Source organism: Spongiibacter tropicus DSM 19543 (assembly GCF_000420325.1).
GTDB lineage: Bacteria > Pseudomonadota > Gammaproteobacteria > Pseudomonadales > Spongiibacteraceae > Spongiibacter > Spongiibacter tropicus.
Genome location: NZ_ATUS01000001.1, coordinates 1,356,728 through 1,375,594, shown reverse-complemented (window position 1 = coordinate 1,375,594; position 18,867 = coordinate 1,356,728). Strand labels below are relative to the sequence as shown.

General features: G+C 49.4%; 12 protein-coding genes. 7 read left to right on the top strand and 5 right to left on the bottom strand.

Annotated features, from left to right (window positions below; genetic code table 11):
• The first annotated feature begins 625 nt into the window (after positions 1-625).
• The gene (gene fusA, locus G411_RS0106440) at positions 626-2,710 is read left to right on the top strand and encodes an elongation factor G (protein ID WP_022958360.1); all 2,085 of its coding nucleotides are present in this window, start codon (positions 626-628) and stop codon (positions 2,708-2,710) included.
• 84 nt (positions 2,711-2,794) lie between these two features.
• On the opposite strand, the gene G411_RS0106435 is transcribed toward fusA, so the two are convergent.
• The gene (locus tag G411_RS0106435; protein WP_022958359.1) at positions 2,795-3,244 is read right to left on the bottom strand and encodes a hypothetical protein; all 450 of its coding nucleotides are present in this window, start codon (positions 3,242-3,244) and stop codon (positions 2,795-2,797) included.
• Positions 3,245-3,415: 171 nt separating this feature from the next.
• Between G411_RS0106435 and catB the strand changes: the two genes are divergently transcribed.
• Together catB and G411_RS0106425 are read left to right on the top strand one after the other, a co-directional pair.
• Positions 3,416-4,048: a type B chloramphenicol O-acetyltransferase gene (catB, locus tag G411_RS0106430; RefSeq protein WP_022958358.1), complete on the top strand. Its 633-nt coding sequence runs from the start codon at positions 3,416-3,418 to the stop codon at positions 4,046-4,048.
• Positions 4,049-4,227: 179 nt separating this feature from the next.
• Positions 4,228-7,992, top strand: coding sequence for an NACHT domain-containing protein (locus G411_RS0106425; RefSeq protein ID WP_022958357.1), 3,765 nt, complete (start codon positions 4,228-4,230; stop codon positions 7,990-7,992).
• 180 nt (positions 7,993-8,172) lie between these two features.
• On the opposite strand, the gene G411_RS0106420 is transcribed toward G411_RS0106425, so the two are convergent.
• Together G411_RS0106420 and G411_RS0106415 are read right to left on the bottom strand one after the other, a co-directional pair.
• Positions 8,173-8,463, bottom strand: a complete 291-nt coding sequence (locus G411_RS0106420; RefSeq protein ID WP_245542382.1) for a 3'-5' exonuclease — start codon at positions 8,461-8,463, stop codon at positions 8,173-8,175.
• An 81-nt stretch (positions 8,464-8,544) separates the two neighbouring features.
• A complete protein-coding gene (locus G411_RS0106415; protein ID WP_022958355.1) occupies positions 8,545-8,928 on the bottom strand; it encodes a winged helix-turn-helix transcriptional regulator in 384 nt (127 codons plus the stop codon).
• 108 nt (positions 8,929-9,036) lie between these two features.
• Between G411_RS0106415 and G411_RS0106410 the strand changes: the two genes are divergently transcribed.
• From G411_RS0106410 to G411_RS0106400, 3 genes are all read left to right on the top strand, one after another.
• A complete protein-coding gene (locus G411_RS0106410) occupies positions 9,037-9,513 on the top strand; it encodes a carboxymuconolactone decarboxylase family protein (protein WP_022958354.1) in 477 nt (158 codons plus the stop codon).
• A gap of 175 nt (positions 9,514-9,688) precedes the next feature.
• A complete protein-coding gene (locus G411_RS0106405; RefSeq protein ID WP_169530624.1) occupies positions 9,689-12,181 on the top strand; it encodes a TonB-dependent receptor in 2,493 nt (830 codons plus the stop codon).
• Positions 12,182-12,212: 31 nt separating this feature from the next.
• Positions 12,213-13,283, top strand: a complete 1,071-nt coding sequence (locus G411_RS0106400; RefSeq protein WP_022958352.1) for an NAD(P)H-dependent amine dehydrogenase family protein — start codon at positions 12,213-12,215, stop codon at positions 13,281-13,283.
• A gap of 157 nt (positions 13,284-13,440) precedes the next feature.
• Here G411_RS0106400 and paaX read toward each other — a convergent pair whose 3' ends face one another.
• Together paaX and G411_RS0106390 are read right to left on the bottom strand one after the other, a co-directional pair.
• The gene (gene paaX / locus G411_RS19635) at positions 13,441-14,373 is read right to left on the bottom strand and encodes a phenylacetic acid degradation operon negative regulatory protein PaaX (protein ID WP_022958351.1); all 933 of its coding nucleotides are present in this window, start codon (positions 14,371-14,373) and stop codon (positions 13,441-13,443) included.
• A 140-nt stretch (positions 14,374-14,513) separates the two neighbouring features.
• Positions 14,514-16,622 carry a 3-hydroxyacyl-CoA dehydrogenase NAD-binding domain-containing protein gene (locus G411_RS0106390; RefSeq protein WP_022958350.1) on the bottom strand — a complete coding sequence of 703 codons (2,109 nt, stop codon included), beginning with the start codon at positions 16,620-16,622 and terminating at the stop codon, positions 14,514-14,516.
• Between the two features lie 187 nt (positions 16,623-16,809).
• Here G411_RS0106390 and paaZ point away from each other — a divergent pair, with 187 nt between their 5' ends.
• Positions 16,810-18,852 carry a phenylacetic acid degradation bifunctional protein PaaZ gene (paaZ, locus tag G411_RS0106385; RefSeq protein ID WP_022958349.1) on the top strand — a complete coding sequence of 681 codons (2,043 nt, stop codon included), beginning with the start codon at positions 16,810-16,812 and terminating at the stop codon, positions 18,850-18,852.
• Positions 18,853-18,867: the final 15 nt, after the last annotated feature.

Genomic DNA, 18,867 nt, shown 5'->3' with positions numbered 1-18,867 from the left:
GCTTTGCAATGGATGTATCGCCAGGCTGTGAGTGCGGGAGTTAACCTTGGCCCGTTATCAGCAGAGCGTCAAGGAGTCACAAATCCAATAATCCATGACGAACGCCGTGGTGATGGATTTATGGGAGCGATTCATCCAGGCGATGGAGATAGCTCTATCTATTAACCCAATGATCCTTCAGTTCGTCTGACAGGCAATGAGAGCTGTCAAGGAAGTATTTGCCGCTAGCCGCTATGGAGAGTTATGCGCTCTCGGCCAGGCCCGCTTGCTGACCAAGTCAACGTTCTTGGTTGGCGTTCATTACTCCCACTTTTCATTGGGGGGAGCTTTAACGCGGTAGGAACTCGTTGCGGAGGCTGCTAGCTCCTCTGACGAGTGATGGTCTGGGGAGGGGACGTCAGGGACTCGTCGCTGAGGCTGCTCGCTCTCTGACAGGTGACGGGCTGGGGAGGGGGGCGTCTGCTAGTCGTTTGACCTCGAACTTGCGCCATTTGGGGCTTTGTGACGGCTTTTTAGGGAAAAATTTGGCCCGGATTAGCATAATTTCCCAAAATAGTAGAGAAATTTTTCCTCACTTCCAGTATCGTAGCGAACCATTTTCAACCCAGCTTATTTAGAGACCGCCGTGACTGATCTATCCTTTTACCGCAATATCGGTATTTTCGCCCACGTTGATGCCGGAAAAACCACCACTACTGAGCGTATCCTCAAGCTCACGGGTAAAATTCACAAGCTCGGTGAGACTCACGAGGGTGAATCGACTACCGACTTCATGGAGCAGGAAGCTGAGCGTGGTATTACCATTCAGTCGGCTGCTGTGACCTGTGAATGGAAGGGCCACCGCCTGAACGTCATAGACACCCCTGGACACGTCGACTTTACCGTTGAAGTTTACCGCTCGCTGAAAGTTCTGGACGGCGGCATCGGCGTATTCTGTGGCTCTGGCGGCGTTGAGCCCCAGTCTGAGACCAACTGGCGCTATGCGAACGATTCCAAAGTTTCTCGTCTGATTTTTGTTAACAAGCTCGACCGTATTGGTGCGGATTTCCTGCGTGTTACCGAGCAGGTTAAGAAAGTATTGGGCGCAACACCGCTGATCATGACCCTGCCGATTGGCCGTGAAGACGAGTTCAAAGGCGTTGTTGATCTGCTGAGCAACAAAGCTTACATCTGGGACGATTCAGGCTTGCCTGAAAACTACGAGATCACCGACGTTCCTGCTGACATGGAAGAAGATGTAGCCATGTACCGCGAGCAGCTGATTGAAACGGCTGTTGAGATGGACGATGACGTAATGATGGCGTACATGGAAGGTGAAGAGCCTTCTATCGACGACATCAAGCGTTGTATCCGCAAAGGCACGCTGGAGCTGGCGTTTTTCCCGACTTACTGTGGTTCTGCCTTCAAAAACAAAGGTATGCAGTTGGTTCTGGATGCCGTTGTTGACTACCTGCCCAGCCCGACTGAGGTTAACCCCCAGCCGCTGACTGACGAAGAAGGTACCCCGACTGGCCAATACGCGACCGTTTCTGCTGACGAGCCGTTCCGCGCTCTGGCATTTAAGATCATGGACGACCGTTTCGGTGCTTTGACCTTTATCCGCATCTACTCCGGCAAGCTCAAAAAAGGCGACACGATTCTTAACTCGTTCACGGGTAAAACGGAGCGTGTTGGTCGCATGTGTGAGATGCAAGCTGATGAGCGTAATGAGTTGAGCAATGCGCAAGCGGGCGACATCATTGCGATTGTTGGCATGAAAAATGTGCAAACCGGTCACACTCTGTGCGATCCAGATCACCCCTGTACGCTGGAAGCAATGGTGTTCCCTGAGCCGGTTATCTCTATTGCCGTGGCGGCTAAAGACAAGAGCTCAACCGAGAAGATGGGTGTTGCGATCGGCAAGATGGTTGCTGAAGACCCCACTTTCCGAGTCGAAACTGATGAAGATTCTGGCGAGACCATCCTGAAAGGCATGGGTGAGCTTCACCTGGATATCAAGGTCGACATCCTCAAGCGGACTTACGGCGTTGAGCTGGTTGTTGGTCAGCCGCAGGTTGCCTACCGCGAAACCATTACTCAGAAAGTTGAAGACAGCTACACGCACAAGAAGCAGTCTGGTGGTTCTGGTCAGTTCGGTAAGATCGACTACACCATTGAGCCCGGCGAGCCGAACACTGGCTTCACCTTCACCACCTCTGTTGTGGGCGGTAACGTACCGAAGGAATTCTTCCCGGCTATCGAGAAGGGCTTCAAGTCGATGATGGAAACCGGTCCGCTGGCTGGATTCCCGGTTCTGGACGTTGCGATTAACCTGCACGACGGTGCTTACCACGCGGTTGACTCCTCGGCAGTAGCCTTCGAAATCGCTGCTAAAGGTGCATTCCGTCAGACTATGCCTAAGGCCGGTGCTCAGCTGCTTGAGCCGGTGATGAAAGTTGACGTATTCAGCCCCGAAGACAACGTCGGTGACGTTATCGGTGACCTGAACCGTCGCCGTGGCATGATCTCTGGTCAAGAAGCCGGTACAACTGGCGTTCGCATCAAGGCCGATGTACCACTGTCAGAAATGTTTGGCTACATCAGCACCCTGCGTACCATGACTTCCGGTCGTGGCCAGTTCTCCATGGAGTTCTCGCACTACGCACCGTGCCCCGCCAACGTGGCTGAAGAAGTGATTGCAAAAGAGAAAGAGAAAAGAGCCGCCAAGTAAGTTTCAGGCCTTTTCTTGAACAGAGCCCCGTCGGCGATGCCGGCGGGGCTTTTTTTATGTCTAGCGAAGGGCGATGCGCAGGTATCACTTGCTTGCCGGTGTTAAGGCATCGACGCATCGAAGCCCACCTTGCTTCAGCAATACGGCCTGCCGAGTACCTACGGTGATAAATTCTCCGTGCGCCTCTAGAGCGCCTTGCTGGGAAGGCGCACCTCCCGGCCCTTTTTGCTCAAGGCGCAAAACAACCAGCGTGTCGTGGCGCGCAGCGCTCACCGATGAGATAACAAGAACAAGCTCCATCGATGTGCCAGCCCCCTCCGTCAGAGGCGACTTGCCATCAACCATAATGAAAAGCTTGATCCAGTAGCGGTACGACTTTACTGTAGAAAGACAGTAGCGACGCACTAGCATGTGCCCCGCAATGACCGAAGGAATGGTGAAGCGCTCATAATGACACTCCCTGTCAAAAAAGCTGTATGTGCACAGCGTATCCCGATAGCTCCTTCCTGCCAGTGAAATGGCCCTGTTATTCATCGCGACGAAACCTGATTTCGAAATACATTTTTAAAAACAATGGGTTAAAGGGCAGTCAAAAAATAGCCGGCGTGATAGATGGCCGCCCGATAATATTTATTATGAGGCCGCAGGCCTCATAAACAGGCTGTTAGGCAACGGTGTTGTTGCAGATTTTTGGTGTGGAATTATATGAAGAACTATTTTGAGAGCCCGTTTAAGGGAAAACCTCTCGTCGAACAGGTAAAGAACCCAAATATCAAGGTAGGCCGTTATAGCTATTATTCAGGCTATTACCACGGACATTCATTTGATGATTGCGCTCGCTACCTCCTGCCTGATCGTGATGACGTTGATAAATTGATAATTGGAAGCTTTTGCTCCATAGGGACGGGCGCATCTTTTATCATGGCTGGAAATCAAGGTCACCGATATGATTGGGTTACATCATTCCCTTTTTTCTATATGAATGAGGAACCGGCATTTTCGGAATCAATTGATGCTTTCCAGGCAGCAGGTGATACCGTCATAGGAAACGACGTGTGGATTGGCTCTGAAGCAATGATTATGCCTGGAGTAAAGGTTGGCCATGGAGCGGTAATTGGCAGTCGGGCTTTGGTTACCAAAGATATAGAGCCATACACAATTGTTGGTGGCAACCCTGCAAAAGAGATAAAGAAGCGCTTTTCAGAACAGGAAATTTCAATGTTGCTAGATATGAAGTGGTGGGATTGGCCGTTAGAGCAAATTAAAGAAGCAATGCCTCTTTTGTGCTCGTCTGATATTGCAGGCTTGTACCATTTTTGGCAGCGTTCAAGTGCCTAACAAACGGCTGTTGTCGCCCCTTCGGGGCTGGGACGGCCTTTCCGCCGCTTTGCGGCTACAAGTCCGCCCCAAAGCCGGGCGTTATAAGGTGGTCGTAGTAGTCTGATTTCGACCCAAAGCGGTCATAAATATCGTAGATATTAAGCCACTGACCCTTTCTTATATGGAGTTATTGAAGCATGGCAAGCATCAACCAAATAAAATATAAGTTGCTTGAAATGGAAGGTGGAGCTTTCCAGAGATTATGTGATGATTGGCTGCATAGGAAAGGATATGAAAATATAAATTCCATTGGAATGATGCAAACTACTAACAAAGTAGTTCAGGGAACCCCTGACAGCTTAATTCTTCAAGAGGATGGATCGTACATATTTTCCGAATATTCATCTCAAGAAAAGAACTTAGCTAGCAAGTTTGAAGATGATATCAATAAGTGTCTAGATGAAACCAAGACTGGGATTAAGAAAGAGAGCATTAGCGAAATTATACTATGTCATCTTGCCAAGCTGGCAACCGATGAGATTAACCACCTTACCCGATTGTGTAAGAACAATTCAATAAAGCTTTCTCTATATGGGATAGACCCAATTGCACTCAGCATACAAAACACCCACCCCAGACTGTCGGAGCTGTATCTCGATCTACCATTAGATACGGGACAGCTATTGGAGCCAGATGATTTTATAGAAAGGTATGGAAACAACAATCTAACAACTCCAATAAACCATGATTTGCTTTTTCAGGACGAAAACATCTCTCAATGTGTTTCATTACTTGAAAAAGATGACTTGCTTATTGTATCTGGCCCCGCAGGGGTTGGAAAAACTCTCTTCTGCATAAACCTTGCCAAGCGATGCAAGCAAATTAACCCTGCGCTCAAGGTATATTGCGTATTCGATAAAGGTGCCGATTTATATAACGACATAACATCTCATTTGAGTGAGCCTGGGCATTACCTAGTGTTCATTGATGATGCTAACAGGCTAGACAACCGTATCGACTATCTTCTTCATTACTTAAATGAACAAGACCAAGATAGGACTTTTAAAATAATTGCAACCGTTCGAGACTATGCAAGAGATAATGTCGTTGAAAAGTCGAAAAACTTCTCAAAGGTTCAGGAACTATCAATATCCCCTCTTACCGACGAGCAAATCAAAGAACTTATCGAAACACTTTTTGAAATAAAAAATCACGAATACCAAGACCGCATTATAGATATATCTGGCGGGAATCCACGATTAGCTATTATGGCCTCAAAGGTCGCCACCGAATCACAACAGATTGCATCAATAGCGAACGTTGCTTCGCTATATGATGATTATTTCGGAAACAACAAAAGCGTAAAAGATATTATCTCCAACGATCACTTAATGCGTGTTGCATGTGCCATATCATTTTACAGAAGAGTAGATAAAGAGAACGAAGAACAATCAAGCATGATCAATAGTGTATTTGGTATTGATCACTCAGATTTCTGGGAGAGCGTAAAGACACTGCACAAAAATGAAATTGTTGATTTATATGAAGAAGAAGTTGTTAAGATCTCCGATCAAGTTCTATCAACATATTTATTTTATATTGCCGTTTTCAAAGATGAAATAATGCCTTTTTCTGTGCTAATTGAGAGTTTTTACCCCTCTCAGAAACAAAGAGTCGTAGATTCTCTGAACCCTGTAATAAATTCATTTGATCACAAAGAAGTAATAGCCAAAATTCGTAGCCAAGTAATCGACATATTCAATTTTTTAAAAACCAAGAATCAGGTGGACACCCTCTCTTTTCTAAACTCTTTCTGGTTTGCTTTGCCAACAGAATCTCTTTCATATTCGAAAGAACTAATAGAAAGCATTGAGAAAGAAGAAATAGACTGGGAAAAGCAGAACTTTGAGAAAAAAAATAATAATTCATGCAAAGATCAAATTATAAGCTTGTTAACAAGCTTCCGGTTTTATGGCGAAAGTGAGTTAAACATTTCACTCGAAATGATACTAAATTATATCGATAAAACAAGCGAGCCATTAGATTCTGTAATACATTGCCTCACAGAAACATATAACTTTAAACTCAACGACCTTAGATATGGCTATCCGGTGCAAAAGCTTGTGATCGACAAGCTATACGAACGCATGGATGAAGGTAACAGCCACCTATTTACAAGGCTTTTTATACTTTCAGCTAAAGAATATTTGGCGGTAGAGCATCGTGAGCACAGATCCAAAGGTATGTCTATTAATATATTGACATTTCGCTTAACGCCTGACGAATACATTACACCAATTAGAGAAAGGATTTTTTCTGGGATTTCACGCATATTAAATAACGAGAAATACACACAGAGCGTAAACGAATTACTAAAGCATTACACAACCCGCATACCGTTCAACGGTGGAGAAATGGCGCTATCTGATCTTCCAGCGCTGGAAAAATATATAGTAAGTAAATTAGATAGTGAAAACACCTCTCACTGTCTACTTGTTGACGATCTAACCGAGAAGCTCAAATCAACAAAAATCTCTTATCCTGACAATTGGGATGCCGAATTTAAAAATACCACTTTGGATATATCAAACCTTCTACTGGAAGATCGAACTGAGAGAAGAATGCTCGAAATGAGCTATGAGGACTATAAAAACTACAGGAAAGAACAAGTATCATCTTATTTTTCAGATAAAACCCTTGATGAAATCAAAAGTTTCTTTGATCAGTGCATAGATTTATACAACTCACTCACAGGAAGAGAAAGAGATTACTCCTTAAGCGAAGGGCTTCAAATAGTATTTAGAGTTTTAGCTGAAACCCACCCTGATAATTTTTTAGATATAGTATCTAGCTATCTTGAGCACGATGATATTTTTTCACTAAACCCTCATGGCATCATGAATTTTTTACTGGAAAATAATGATTCCCAGGAAATATATGACTTCATTGATTCAAAAATCTTTAGATGGAAGAATTCCTGGATAACTTGTTGGTATTCCCAACTATCAGAGAACGATATTAATGAAGAAACAGTAGATAATTTTTTGAGTCATTTAAAATCCATCGACTTAGACTGCATACCTTTTTGGATTGACTTCTTGGATAACTACCGATCAGTTGAAAAATGTATTTATTCTGAGACGGCACAGATATTAACCAGAAGAGCCGAAGAAAATATAGGCTTTATCCGACCTCTATCCAATCTTTTCAACAAACACAATGATAATTTCGGAAAATGGATTGAATTATTTAATGGTGATATAACGCTGTTGCTACAAGCCTATTTGTTGTCATTTAGACAAGACATACATTTTGATTATTCAGGGGAATGTCTGAACATACTCATGGATTACGATAAAAGCCTTTTAGCCAAAGTCATTGATGCCATCTATGAGAAAGAAAAATACCCTTCATCATACACCAGTATGCCAGACTTAAAGTTCCTCTGGGAAAGAACCAGCTTCTACGAAGATATAGAATCTTATGCCAAGCATGTTTTTGAAAAGGAAAAAAAATCATATGGTATTAGAGACAGCATATTTACCCAGCTCTTTACTAAAGAGAAAGGCGTTGAAGATGCTAGCGAAATAGCGGCCAACAAAGAGAGATTCTTAAAAAAATCAATTTCCGAAAACATAAATAATATTGACTATATATGCTTTATATTCGAAGCATCTACATATATGTCGGAAGACGTAAGAATAGAATTGATCGTTCATTTTCTATCATTAAATCAAGACATAGAGGACTTCAAAAGGGTGGATTATGAGCTTACTACAAACTCATGGTCAGGCAGCAGAGTTCCTTATATTGAGAAGGAAAAGGGCTTTCTAATGAAGATAATTCCTCGTCTTAATTCTATTGACCTACTAGATCATAAATCATATGTCGAACAACAGATTGAAAGTAAAGATCGTGCTATTGAATATGAGAAAAAGCGCGACTTTTTAAGTGAGTTCTAAAGAGTACAAGATATGGACAACTAAGTGTCTGTTTTTGGCCGAATTTAGACATCGTGAAGATGGTGAGGGTAACGTATAACAAGCGCATGCACTCGGAACAATTTTCCGCTTCGCTCCAAATTGTCCGGTGTTGCGGGCGTTAACCATTGAATGCGATGAGGCGATGGGCGGTGCGCATGGCTAACGAGCTGAGGACAATGAGGCGCCAATGTCGTTCGCGCGATGGTAGCTGGGTAGCAGCGCCCGTTGCGCTCTTGTCATGCCAACATAAAGCTTCCGAACTTGCTCTACCAATTCTTCGTCATTGTTCTGCGGCACAAAGCTGCTATCGATGATAACCACCGTATCAAACTCCAAACCTTTGCTGCTGGGGGGGAGGAGAATATTCATACGATTAACGTCCGCCGAGTACTGCTTTTTTTGAGCGCTGGATTTCATAAGCAGATAGGGGATGCTTTCCGAGTTGAGCACCTTTGCCAATTGTTCGCCGGTATAGCCGGCGGGTTTTTTAATGTCTCGTGAGCGGGCGTTAGTTCCGTTACTTAGCCGATATCAGGGCGCCGACGCATCAAAGCGGCGCCTGGCAGCTTTGACTTCATCGTGATTGTCCGACGTCCATTCCACCAGCCGGACTAGGGGGCTAGCCAGCTTTCTGCCCAGTGTTGTCAGCTCATACTCTACCCGTGGCGGCACCTCGGGATAGGCCTGGCGGCGAATAAATCCATCCCGCTCCAGCATACGCAGTGAGCTGGTGAGCATTTTTCTGGAAATATTCTCTATGCGCCGCTGAAGCACAGAGAAGCGCTGCGGGCCATCCAGCAGCGCGAAGAGAATCAGCATCGGCCATTTGCTGGTAATCGGGGAGAGCACGTCCCTGACGGGGCAGCTGTCGTCGTCGGGGAAGGCGACGCCGGGTGTAAATGTTGCTCGTTCCATTGCTTCGCTCCCAATGCCTGCTCACTACGTTACAAAAAAGTGCCTTATTGACAATGCTAACACGCGCCAAACACAATGGTCACTATTGGTGACTATAAGGAGATAAGGATGGCGCGAATCACACTGCCGCCGGGCGAGTTTGACGAGAGTATCCGCGTACTGGGTGTTCAGCCCGCCATGGGCAACGCGATGGCGGTGATGAGTGATGCCATCTATTCGAAGTCGGGGCTCGATCTTCGCGTGAGAGAGCTGATACGGATGCGTGTCGCCCAGATTAACGCCTGCCAGGTCTGTTTGAATTACCGTTTTCCCGAGCTGGAGGCGGAGGGGATAAACGAAACGTTTTACAGCGAGGTGGCAAGCTGGCGTGAAAGTGAACTGTTCAGCGACCGAGAGAAGTTGGCGGTGGAGTTTGCCGAGCGTTTTATCCTTGACCATTTGAATATTGATGACGTCTTCTTTGACGCCTTGAAAGCGCACTATTCGTCGACGGAAATCTACGAAATGAGCACCACGATTGCCGGCTTGCTGGCCAATGGGCGCGTTATGCAGGTGTTGCATATCGACCAGAGCTGCGCCCTGTAACGCTATAAAAATAAACGCTAGTTACTACCTATCTATAACAATAAAAAGAGTTGGGGGCGGTATGGTTTTCCGCAATGTTATTGTCGTACTCGTATTTTCTTCTTTGTTAGCTCCTCAGGTAAATGCCCAAGAGAAGGCGCGAAAATCGGCGCGCAATACATTGGAAGAGGTCATCGTGACCGCTCGAAAGCGTGAGGAAAATATTCAGGAAACTCCTCTGGCGGTGACCGCCTTGAGCGGTGACGATCTCAGGGAAGCGGGCATCGACAATGTTGCGGATCTCTCCAAGAGTGTGCCCAGTCTGCAGATTAACAAAGGGCAGGGGAATCAGATTTATATTCGCGGCATCGGCGAGCGGACGGGTTTTGTGAGGGTCGACCCCACTGTCGGCGTCTATCTTGATGGCCTGTTTCTTCCGAGAGCCGATGGGCAGCTGCTCGATACGGTCGATGTGGAGAATCTGCAAATCCTGCGCGGTCCGCAAGGCACGCTATTTGGCAAAAACACGACCGGCGGCGCACTGATGTTGTCGCTGGCAAAGCCGCAGGACGAATTTTCCGGTTATATCGAAGCCGGTGCGGGCAACTATGGCGCTCAAAAGCTCCGGGCCAGCGCCAATATTCCGGTGGCCGAAAACTTCTATACACGGCTTGCATTTAATACCAGCCGTAACGACGGCTATATGAAGGACGGGGGCAAAATCGGCCGAACGAATGCGGAAGATGGATACGCAGCACTTCTGCAAACCCGCTGGGATTTCAGTCAGCAGGCGTCGCTGGACAATCTGCTTTTTATTGGTGAGTCCAACGGGGTGATGACCAATACGAACTGTAATATCACGCGCAGTGATGCTCTTTTTGTCGACGGTCTGGCGCTGCTATGGGCAGGCGATAGGGATGCCTCGCAAGGAAGGGCCTACCGCGAGAACTGTGAGTCGAACAGCCGTGAGCAACAGGGAGACCTGAGGGCCGACAAAGGGGAAAATCCGATGCTGGACCACGGCTTCGAATCCATTCTGTTTGGCAGCACGCTAAGCTGGGATATCAACGAGAGCTACTCGTTGAAAGCGATATTGGGGCTTCGCAACGCTCGAGAGTCGCCGATTCAATCGGCCGATAATGATGGCGGCCCGGCTGAGTATAACGAGGCGTATTTTACGGATGACAGTATCCGCCGCTCCTACAGCCTGGAGCTTCAGCTAAACGGGTCGGCATTTTCGGATCGACTGCACTTTACGACGGGGCTGTTTTTCGCTGAAGAGAACAATAACGAGACCTTCACTCTTCTTACCAATTTAGTCGGTATCGATTTATCCAGTTTGACGCAGCTGGCGACCGGGCAAGATCCAACGCGGCCAATGTCTGCGGCGGGGACGGTTCCTATTGTTGGCGCGCTCACCGGCAACCCTTTGCTGAAGTCAGATTTTGAGCTGGACAACAGAACCTACGCGGCGTTTTTTCAGGCTTCGTATGACCTTAGTCGCTCTCTGCAGCTTACCTTGGGGGCCCGATATACCGAGGAAACACGAAAGTCGGATCTGCTGGTGACGGGAACCGATTTTGACGATCTTACTGCGCGCTTGCAGGCGGCCGATCCGCGTTTTATCCCGCTGTCGGCCCCCGGCTTGCTGAACCCGATTACCGGCGGGCAAACAGATGGCTTGTTCACGTTCCTCGGGTCTTGGCTGGAGGACCCTGTCGGGATCGCGACCAATGTGTTTCGCGACAGAAATGGTGATGGCCTGGTTGATTACAAGTTTGATGATGCTAACCCCACCTCGTATCAGGCGGATGAGACCTTCAGCAAACTGACGCCGACGGTTTCGCTTGGCTACTTCTTTGATGAAAGCGCACTGGAGGGCACGCTGTTTGACAATGTGTCGCTGTATGCGACTTACAGCGAGGGCTTTAAATCGGGATTTTCAGAACCTCGTGGTGTGGATGGACTTGCCAGAATCGAGCCTGAGGAAGTGGCTAACACTGAGTTCGGCATCAAAATGGATTTATTCGATAACCGAATGCGCTTTAACCTCGCTGCCTATGAGATGGACTACAAGAATATGCAGCTGGTCACCGTGTCGCAGGATTCCGACGGTAATCTGATCGTTGTGTTTACCAACGCCGGGCGATCTGCCATTCAGGGCGCCGAGTTTGAACTCAGTTGGTTGCCATTTCCCGGCGCCTTGCTCAGTCTGAATTACAGTAATAACAACTACTACTACAAAGAATTCAACGACACCGATTTGAAAGAGCTGGCGGTGCGCAACAGCCGGGTCGGCGTCGATCGTAGCAATGAGCCCTTTCCCGCGGCACCGGAGGAAAGCGCCTCTTTGGGCTTTCAGGCCAGCATCCCCTCGCCAGTCGGCATTTTTACGCCGCGTATCGATATCAGTTACAAGGGTGACGTATTTTTCGGCCTGGATGGAACCTCGGCGGAGGTCTATGCTCTCGACAACGACAATGCTGGCGCCGATGGCTATGTGCTTATCGATGTACGGCTAAGCTGGCAAAACGAGGATGGCGACTATCGCATCAGCGCGTATGCCACCAACCTCACCGACGAGCGCTTTATTAATGCGACCGTTGCGGTGACGGATTCCATCGGCACGTTTAATCAGAGCTACGGCGACCCCCGGCTTATCGGTGCCGACATAACATGGACCTTCTGAGGGTCCTCTTCAGTTTAATAGGGAGTGAATAATGAGAAAAGTCGTCGTCTGGGGGACGGGCAATGTTGGCCGCCCTGCAATCCGCGCAGTACTGAGTCATCGTGAGTTGGAGCTGGTCGGTGTGGTGGTGTCCAATCCTGCCAAGGTGGGGCGGGATGCCGGCGAGCTGGCCGGGGTGGCACCCTGCGGTGTTGCCGCGACCGATGACTGGCAGTCGCTGATATCCAGTGGTATCGATGCCGTGGTCTATGCCGCCAATGCCGATACACGCGGGGAGGCGGCTTTTATGGAGCTGATCGGCTGCCTTTCCGCCGGGGTGAATGTTGTGTCTACTGCGTTTTATCCCCTGTTGTTTCCCAAGGTGGGTATACCGGAAGCCGTCGGACCGATTCAGCAAATCTGCGAGCAGCACAATGCGTCGGTGTTCATCTCCGGTGTCGATCCGGGGTGGGTGATGGATATTATGCCGATACTGGTCAGCGGCGTAGCGTCGGGCATCGAAGAAATTCGTATGCAGGAGATCTTCAATTACGGCCTCTATGATGCGCCAGACGTTGTACGCAATGTCATTGGCTTTGGCCTCAGTATGGATACGCTGCCGCGTATGCTGGAGGAAGAAGCGCTGAAAATCGTCTGGGCGCCGATGGTGGCGATTGTCGCCGAGGCGCTGGATGTGACACTCGATAGCATCGAGACGCATGTGGAGCGCGTCGCGCTGGAGCGAAGCATTCAGGTTGACGGCATGGGCGAATTTGAAGCCGGTACCCAGGGCGCCTTCCGGTTTGAAGTGCGCGGCATGGTGAACGGCAGGGCGCGAATTGTTGTTGAGCATGTGACCCGCATTGACGATGACTGCGCCCCTGACTGGCCCTACCCGCCGGAGGGGCAGGGTTGCCATCAATTGATGATCACCGGCACGCCGGATCTGGTTGTGAGCTATCACGGCCACGACCGCATCGAACCCGGCCCGGCAGGCGGTGGTAACGCCTCGGCGGCGAACCGCATTGTGAATGCCATACCTGCTGTCTGTGATGGCAAGGCGGGTATTTTGTCTCCCCTCGACCTGCCACCGATTCACGGCGGCGCGCAAATAAACTGGTAGTCGCTGGGGGAATTGTAGGTCACCGATATTGGCCTGATAGGCGGTTATCCAGGCCGGTGGCTTCTCGGGGGACGTTTGCGTTGTTCGCTTGGGTAATCTTTATTCAGGCAAAATGTCGCTTCGCTCTATCGATATGCATTAGGAATTGAGCGGTAATCTATTTGAATCGATCGACAACGGAAATGTTCAGTCTGTTCCCCTTGCGCAAGTCAGCCGGAACATCTGCATGCATGGCGAGAAAGGCGTGTGCATGTTCACACGTTACCTTATAGATATCCTTGCATATCTCGTAGGCTTGAGTGTGGGGCCAGTTTTCGGGAAGCAGTTCGGTGGGCAGGAGTGGGTCATGCAAGTTTGCTCGCCGGAATGAGTGGATCATGAGTGTTTGTAATTGAAAGGCGACTAATGGTGATAGTTTATCCTCATGTACCAGGTCCAGAACGGGCGTGAAGTCATTGATGAATTTCCGGTAGAGGTGCTCAACCTCCTCAAGATTCCAGCTCTCCCTAATCTTCGTGAGGCTGTTCAAACCATTGCTATCTCCAGCGGACTCAGCTCTGAATAGGATAGCTAGGTCTTGATAGCCATTCCGCTCAATGATTTGCCTAGCGGTATCAAGGGTGGCGAGGGGATGAAGGAAAATACCGTTCGAGAGAAGGCTGAAACCATTCCACTCAAGTTCTTTCCGTAGCTCAGATCGCTCTGTCGTGGCTTCGATGTTCTTCTGCAGAACCACCAGGGTCCATTTTCCATCCCAATCAATACTGTACTCTTGGTAAATATGCTTATACGCCGACTCAAAGCGCCGTGTTCCTGCGTCGGTCAGTGAGTAAAAGCTACGTCTGCCCTCTTTTCTTGACGATAGCCAGCCCTCGTCCGCCAGACGAAATGCGCTGGTACGGACCAAGCGTTCGTTCACTGAAAAAGCTTCCATGAGCTTTATAAGCTCACCCAGCCAAATGCCTTCGGAAAAGGGCGAGATAGCATCGCCAAATACGGTAATGATCAGAGATTTTGAGCGTGGTTGCTCCGTTGCAATATAGCGTTCTATCCAGCTGACGAGTGATGGACTTCGAGTAATCTTCGGCATTACTGATTCTTTTCCTTGTCTCTATACCGGCGAACAGAGCGACCCTGGAGCCTGTTATGGCCCTGTTACCTCCAACGCCTAGGCGGCAGTTTAGGCAACTTGCAAGCTGAAGTCGATTGTCGGGCCAGCCCAGGCTCTCCTTAGCGTATAGCCAGCGTTGCAGACCCTTGCTCAGCTGCTTTGATCAGGAGTGTGGGTGGTTCCCAAAAATCATCCAAGGTCTGTTGCTGGAATTGTCTGATGCGCTGAAGAGCCGTCTCCAGTCCAATCGTCTCCGCATAGAACATTGGGCCGCCTCGCCAACGGGGGAAGCCATAGCCGTTAACGTAGACGACATCGATATCGCTGGATCTATCGGCAACGCCTTCCTCCAGAATTTTGATGCCTTCTATGACCAGTGCCAGGATAAGACGATCAACAATTTCTTCATCAGAGATCGCCCGGCGGGTAATTCCCCATCTATTTGAGTGGGATTTTATCTTTTCGACGACGTAGTCATCTTCAAACTGTGTCCCGCTAACGGCGTCGTATCCGTAGAATCCAGCCAGTGTCTTTCTTCCGAGCCTTTTTTCGTCGACTAGCTCGTCGGGTACGGAGCATTCTGGCTGACTACCCACCTCGATACCCTGATTACGACGGGAGAAGTAACCGATATCCAATCCGGCAAGATCCGCGACAGACAACGGTCCCATCGCCATTCCCCAGCTTTTGATTGCATTGTCGACCTGCGCGGGTGTGGCGCCTTCAATGAGGAGAAGCTGAGCTTGGCGCGCATATTTCTGAAGCATCCGGTTACCGACAAACCCATAGCACACGCCAACTGTGACGGGGATTTTGCCGATCCGCTTAGCGACCTGCATCAGGGTTTTGATGACATCGGGTGCGGTTTTATCGCTGCGGACGACCTCCAATAGTTTCATAATGTGGGCTGGACTGAAGAAGTGAGCGCCTACTACGTCCTGTGGGCGTGATGTCATGCTTGCGATCTCATTGATATCGAGATACGAGGTGTTTGTAGCGAGGATGGCGCCTGGTTTACAAATGGCATCGAGCTTGGCAAATACATCGCTTTTGACATCCATGCTTTCGAATGTTGCCTCAACGACTAAGTCTGCGTCGCTGATATTTCCAATGTCCGTGGTGCCTGTAATACGCCTGAAGGCCTCTTCAGCAATCGTTTTTTGCGTAATGCCGCGATCGACCGCTTTTTGGTAATTGCCCTGTATAACGCCAAGCCCCCGCTGCAGGTTGTCGCTGCTCAACTCGACCAATGTCACCGCGTAACCTGCGGTGGCAAAACACATGGCGATACCGCCCCCCATGGTACCCGCGCCAATAACGGCAACCCGGTCAATGCTGCGCGGCGGGATATCGTTGCCAATCCCCTTGGGCTTGGCGGCAGTGCGCTCCGCGAAGAATAGGTGACGAAGTGACTGGGAGCCCGACGAGGCGCGGCACTCTACAAACCGTTCGCGCTCCAGCTTTTGACCTAGTTCTATAGAGCTGCATGTTGCCGCTTCGATAAGGTCGATAATGTAGTTAGGGGCAAGCAGTTGGCTGCGACTTTTCTCCTGTTTTGCACGCGCTGCAGCAAACAACTCGGGTGCCGGGTTTTCCACTGACAGCTGGCCGGTACGCCTGGTCGATGCGTTGGCTTGTACCAGTTCTCTGGCATAGCTAAGTGCTGATTCGCGGAGATCGCCGTCGAGGGTGCGGTCGATCAGGCCAGCCTGAAGTGCTTCCTCCGCGCTAATGGATTTACCCTCCAATATCATTGCGAGCGCTTTCTCGGCGCCGACCAATCGAGGTAATCGCTGGGTGCCTCCCGATCCCGGCAGTATTCCCAGCTTAACTTCTGGAAGGCCCAGTTTGGTGCCGCTTAGGGCGCTTCGGTAGTGTCCGGCCATCGCTATCTCAAGCCCACCGCCCAGAGCATTGCCGTGCATGGCGACCATGACTGGAATAGTCGCGTTCTCAATCGCTGCAACAACATCTGGGAGCTGTGGGAAGTCCTGTGGTTTACCGAATTCGGAGATGTCTGCACCGGCAATGTAGGTATTCCCCTCACAGTAAATCATCAGCAATGACGCGCCATCTTCTTCTGCTTTTTTTAGTGCGGCGAGCAGGGAGCGTCGCACGGCCGCTGAAATGGCGTTGATGGGTGGATTGTTGATTGCGGTGACGGCAATCCCGTCGATGATCTGGTAACTGGCTGATTCTAAAGATATTGACGGGTTTGCTGCAGACATATCTGTGCCCCTGTTGCGGTGATGTAGCGTCTTCTTGATGATTCATATGTTACAGAAAACTTGTCCAAAGGTAAAAATTATGTATCATAATGAAAAAGGCCGATTCATCGATCGCCTGAATAATTCGGCACTGTTCGACGGGTGCCGCTAATAAAGACTGGAAAATTCGCGCATTGGAGTCAGTTCTATGAAGCTCAGCAGCTACGTATGTGGAAAGTGGTACGAGGGCACCAGCCAAGGGGTAGAAACATTTAATGCCGTCACTGGTGAAGCCGTTTGTCACGTCAGTAGTGAAGGCATCAATTTCGCGGATGTGGTTCGCTTCGGTCGCGAAGTCGGTGGCAAAGCCCTTCGTGAAATGACCTTCCATGATCGCGCGCTGGCTCTGAAGAACATGGCTAAGGCGTTGATGGCTGACAAGGAGAAGTTCTACGAAATCTCCGCACAGACTGGGGCAACCCGTGCTGATGGATGGGTCGATATAGAAGGTGGTTTGGGTACAGTTTTTTCTTATGCAAGCCTTGCTACCCGCGAGCTGCCAAACGATACCGTGCTGGTTGAGGGGGAGACGGAAACGCTATCTAAAAACGGTAGTTTTCTGGGGAGACACATTCTCACGTCTAAGCCGGGCGTCTCGGTACATATCAATGCGTTTAATTTTCCGATTTGGGGGATGCTGGAAAAAATTGCTCCCAGTTTGATTGCCGGGGTTCCTGTGATTGTTAAGCCCGCAACGCCCAGCGCTTATCTTTCAGAGGCGATGGTCAGAGATATCGTTGATGGTGGCTATTTTCCTGCAGGTGCAATCCAGATTATTTGTGGCTCGGTTGGGGATTTGCTCGAACACCTGAATGAGCAGGATGTGGTGACGTTTACTGGTTCGGCCAGTACCGGGCGAAAGCTGCGCACGCATCCCAACATTATTGAAAACTCCATTCCATTTACTATGGAAGCGGATTCTCTCAATGCCGCCATCCTGGGTAAATCGGTGTCGGAAGACGACCCTGAGTTCGACTTGTTCTTACGGGAAATCAGCAAGGAAATGACCATCAAGGCCGGTCAGAAATGTACGGCTATTCGCCGTGTGATTGTGCCGCGTGAAAAGGTTAAAGCAGTCATTGATGGTTTGTCGACAAAGCTGGATAAAATCGCGATGGGCGATGCCTCCCACGAAGGTGTTCGCATGGGGGCGTTGATCAGTCGCGATCAGGTACGTGATGTGGCGGAACAGGTCGCCCGCCTGACTCAAGAGTGCGAAATAGTACACGGCGGCAGCGATGACTTTGAGGTCATCGGTGCAGACAAGAACAAAGGCGCGTTCTATCCAAAAACCGTGTTGTATTGCGACCGTCCGTTTGAAAAGACACTGGTGCACGAAGTTGAAGCCTTCGGTCCGGTCACTACCGTTATGCCTTACGACGAGTTGGACGACGCCATTGATATTGCCAAGCTTGGCAAGGGTAGTCTGGTCGCTTCTGTTTACAGCTACGATAACGTCGAAACCAAGAAGCTGGTTACCTCGGCGGCCGCATGGCACGGCCGTATGCTTATCCTGAATCGCGATTGCGCGAAAGAATCTACAGGTCATGGCTCACCATTGATGCCGTTGGTCCATGGCGGTCCGGGACGCGCGGGTGGTGGTGAAGAGCTGGGCGGCCTGCGGGCTGTTAAGCACTATATGCAGCGCACAGCAATTCAGGGTTCACCTGGCTCACTAATGGCGGTCACGTCTGAATACCATCGCGGCGCCTTGGTGGAATCTGATGGCGTACATCCGTTCCGAAAATATTTTGAAGATCTCGTTATTGGCGAAACGCTGGTAACACACCGTCGTACGGTGACGGAAGCCGATATTGTTAACTTCGGTTGTATCAGCGGTGATCATTTCTATGCCCACTTCGACGAGATTGCTGCCCAAGACTCGTTCTTTGGTAAGCGCGTCGCTCACGGATACTTTGTGCTTTCCGCCGCAGCAGGCATGTTCGTTGATCCCGGCAAGGGGCCGGTTATTGCCAACTATGGCCTGGAGAGTCTGCGCTTTATTGAGCCGGTGGGAATCGGCGACACGATCCAAGCCAAACTGACAGTGAAAAAGAAGATCAAAAAAGCAAAACGTGGTGACGAAAAAGCCAACGGTGTTGTGCAGTGGGCTATCGAAGTTGTTAATCAACATAACGAACCCGTTGCTGTGTACGACATCATGACGCTGGTTGAGCGTCGCGACGATTGATCCGCAGATAGGGGG

What these genes read in the sequence shown, in the direction of transcription:
- catB (WP_022958358.1), top strand. Translation starts at nt 3,416, where the DNA reads ATGAAGAACTATTTTGAGAGCCCGTTTAAGGGAAAACCTCTCGTCGAA.
- G411_RS0106390 (WP_022958350.1), bottom strand. Translation starts at nt 16,622, where the DNA reads ATGTCTGCAGCAAACCCGTCAATATCTTTAGAATCAGCCAGTTACCAG.
- G411_RS0106400 (WP_022958352.1), top strand. Translation starts at nt 12,213, where the DNA reads ATGAGAAAAGTCGTCGTCTGGGGGACGGGCAATGTTGGCCGCCCTGCA.
- G411_RS0106415 (WP_022958355.1), bottom strand. Translation starts at nt 8,928, where the DNA reads ATGGAACGAGCAACATTTACACCCGGCGTCGCCTTCCCCGACGACGAC.
- G411_RS0106410 (WP_022958354.1), top strand. Translation starts at nt 9,037, where the DNA reads ATGGCGCGAATCACACTGCCGCCGGGCGAGTTTGACGAGAGTATCCGC.
- paaZ (WP_022958349.1), top strand. Translation starts at nt 16,810, where the DNA reads ATGAAGCTCAGCAGCTACGTATGTGGAAAGTGGTACGAGGGCACCAGC.
- paaX (WP_022958351.1), bottom strand. Translation starts at nt 14,373, where the DNA reads ATGCCGAAGATTACTCGAAGTCCATCACTCGTCAGCTGGATAGAACGC.
- G411_RS0106435 (WP_022958359.1), bottom strand. Translation starts at nt 3,244, where the DNA reads ATGAATAACAGGGCCATTTCACTGGCAGGAAGGAGCTATCGGGATACG.
- G411_RS0106425 (WP_022958357.1), top strand. Translation starts at nt 4,228, where the DNA reads ATGGCAAGCATCAACCAAATAAAATATAAGTTGCTTGAAATGGAAGGT.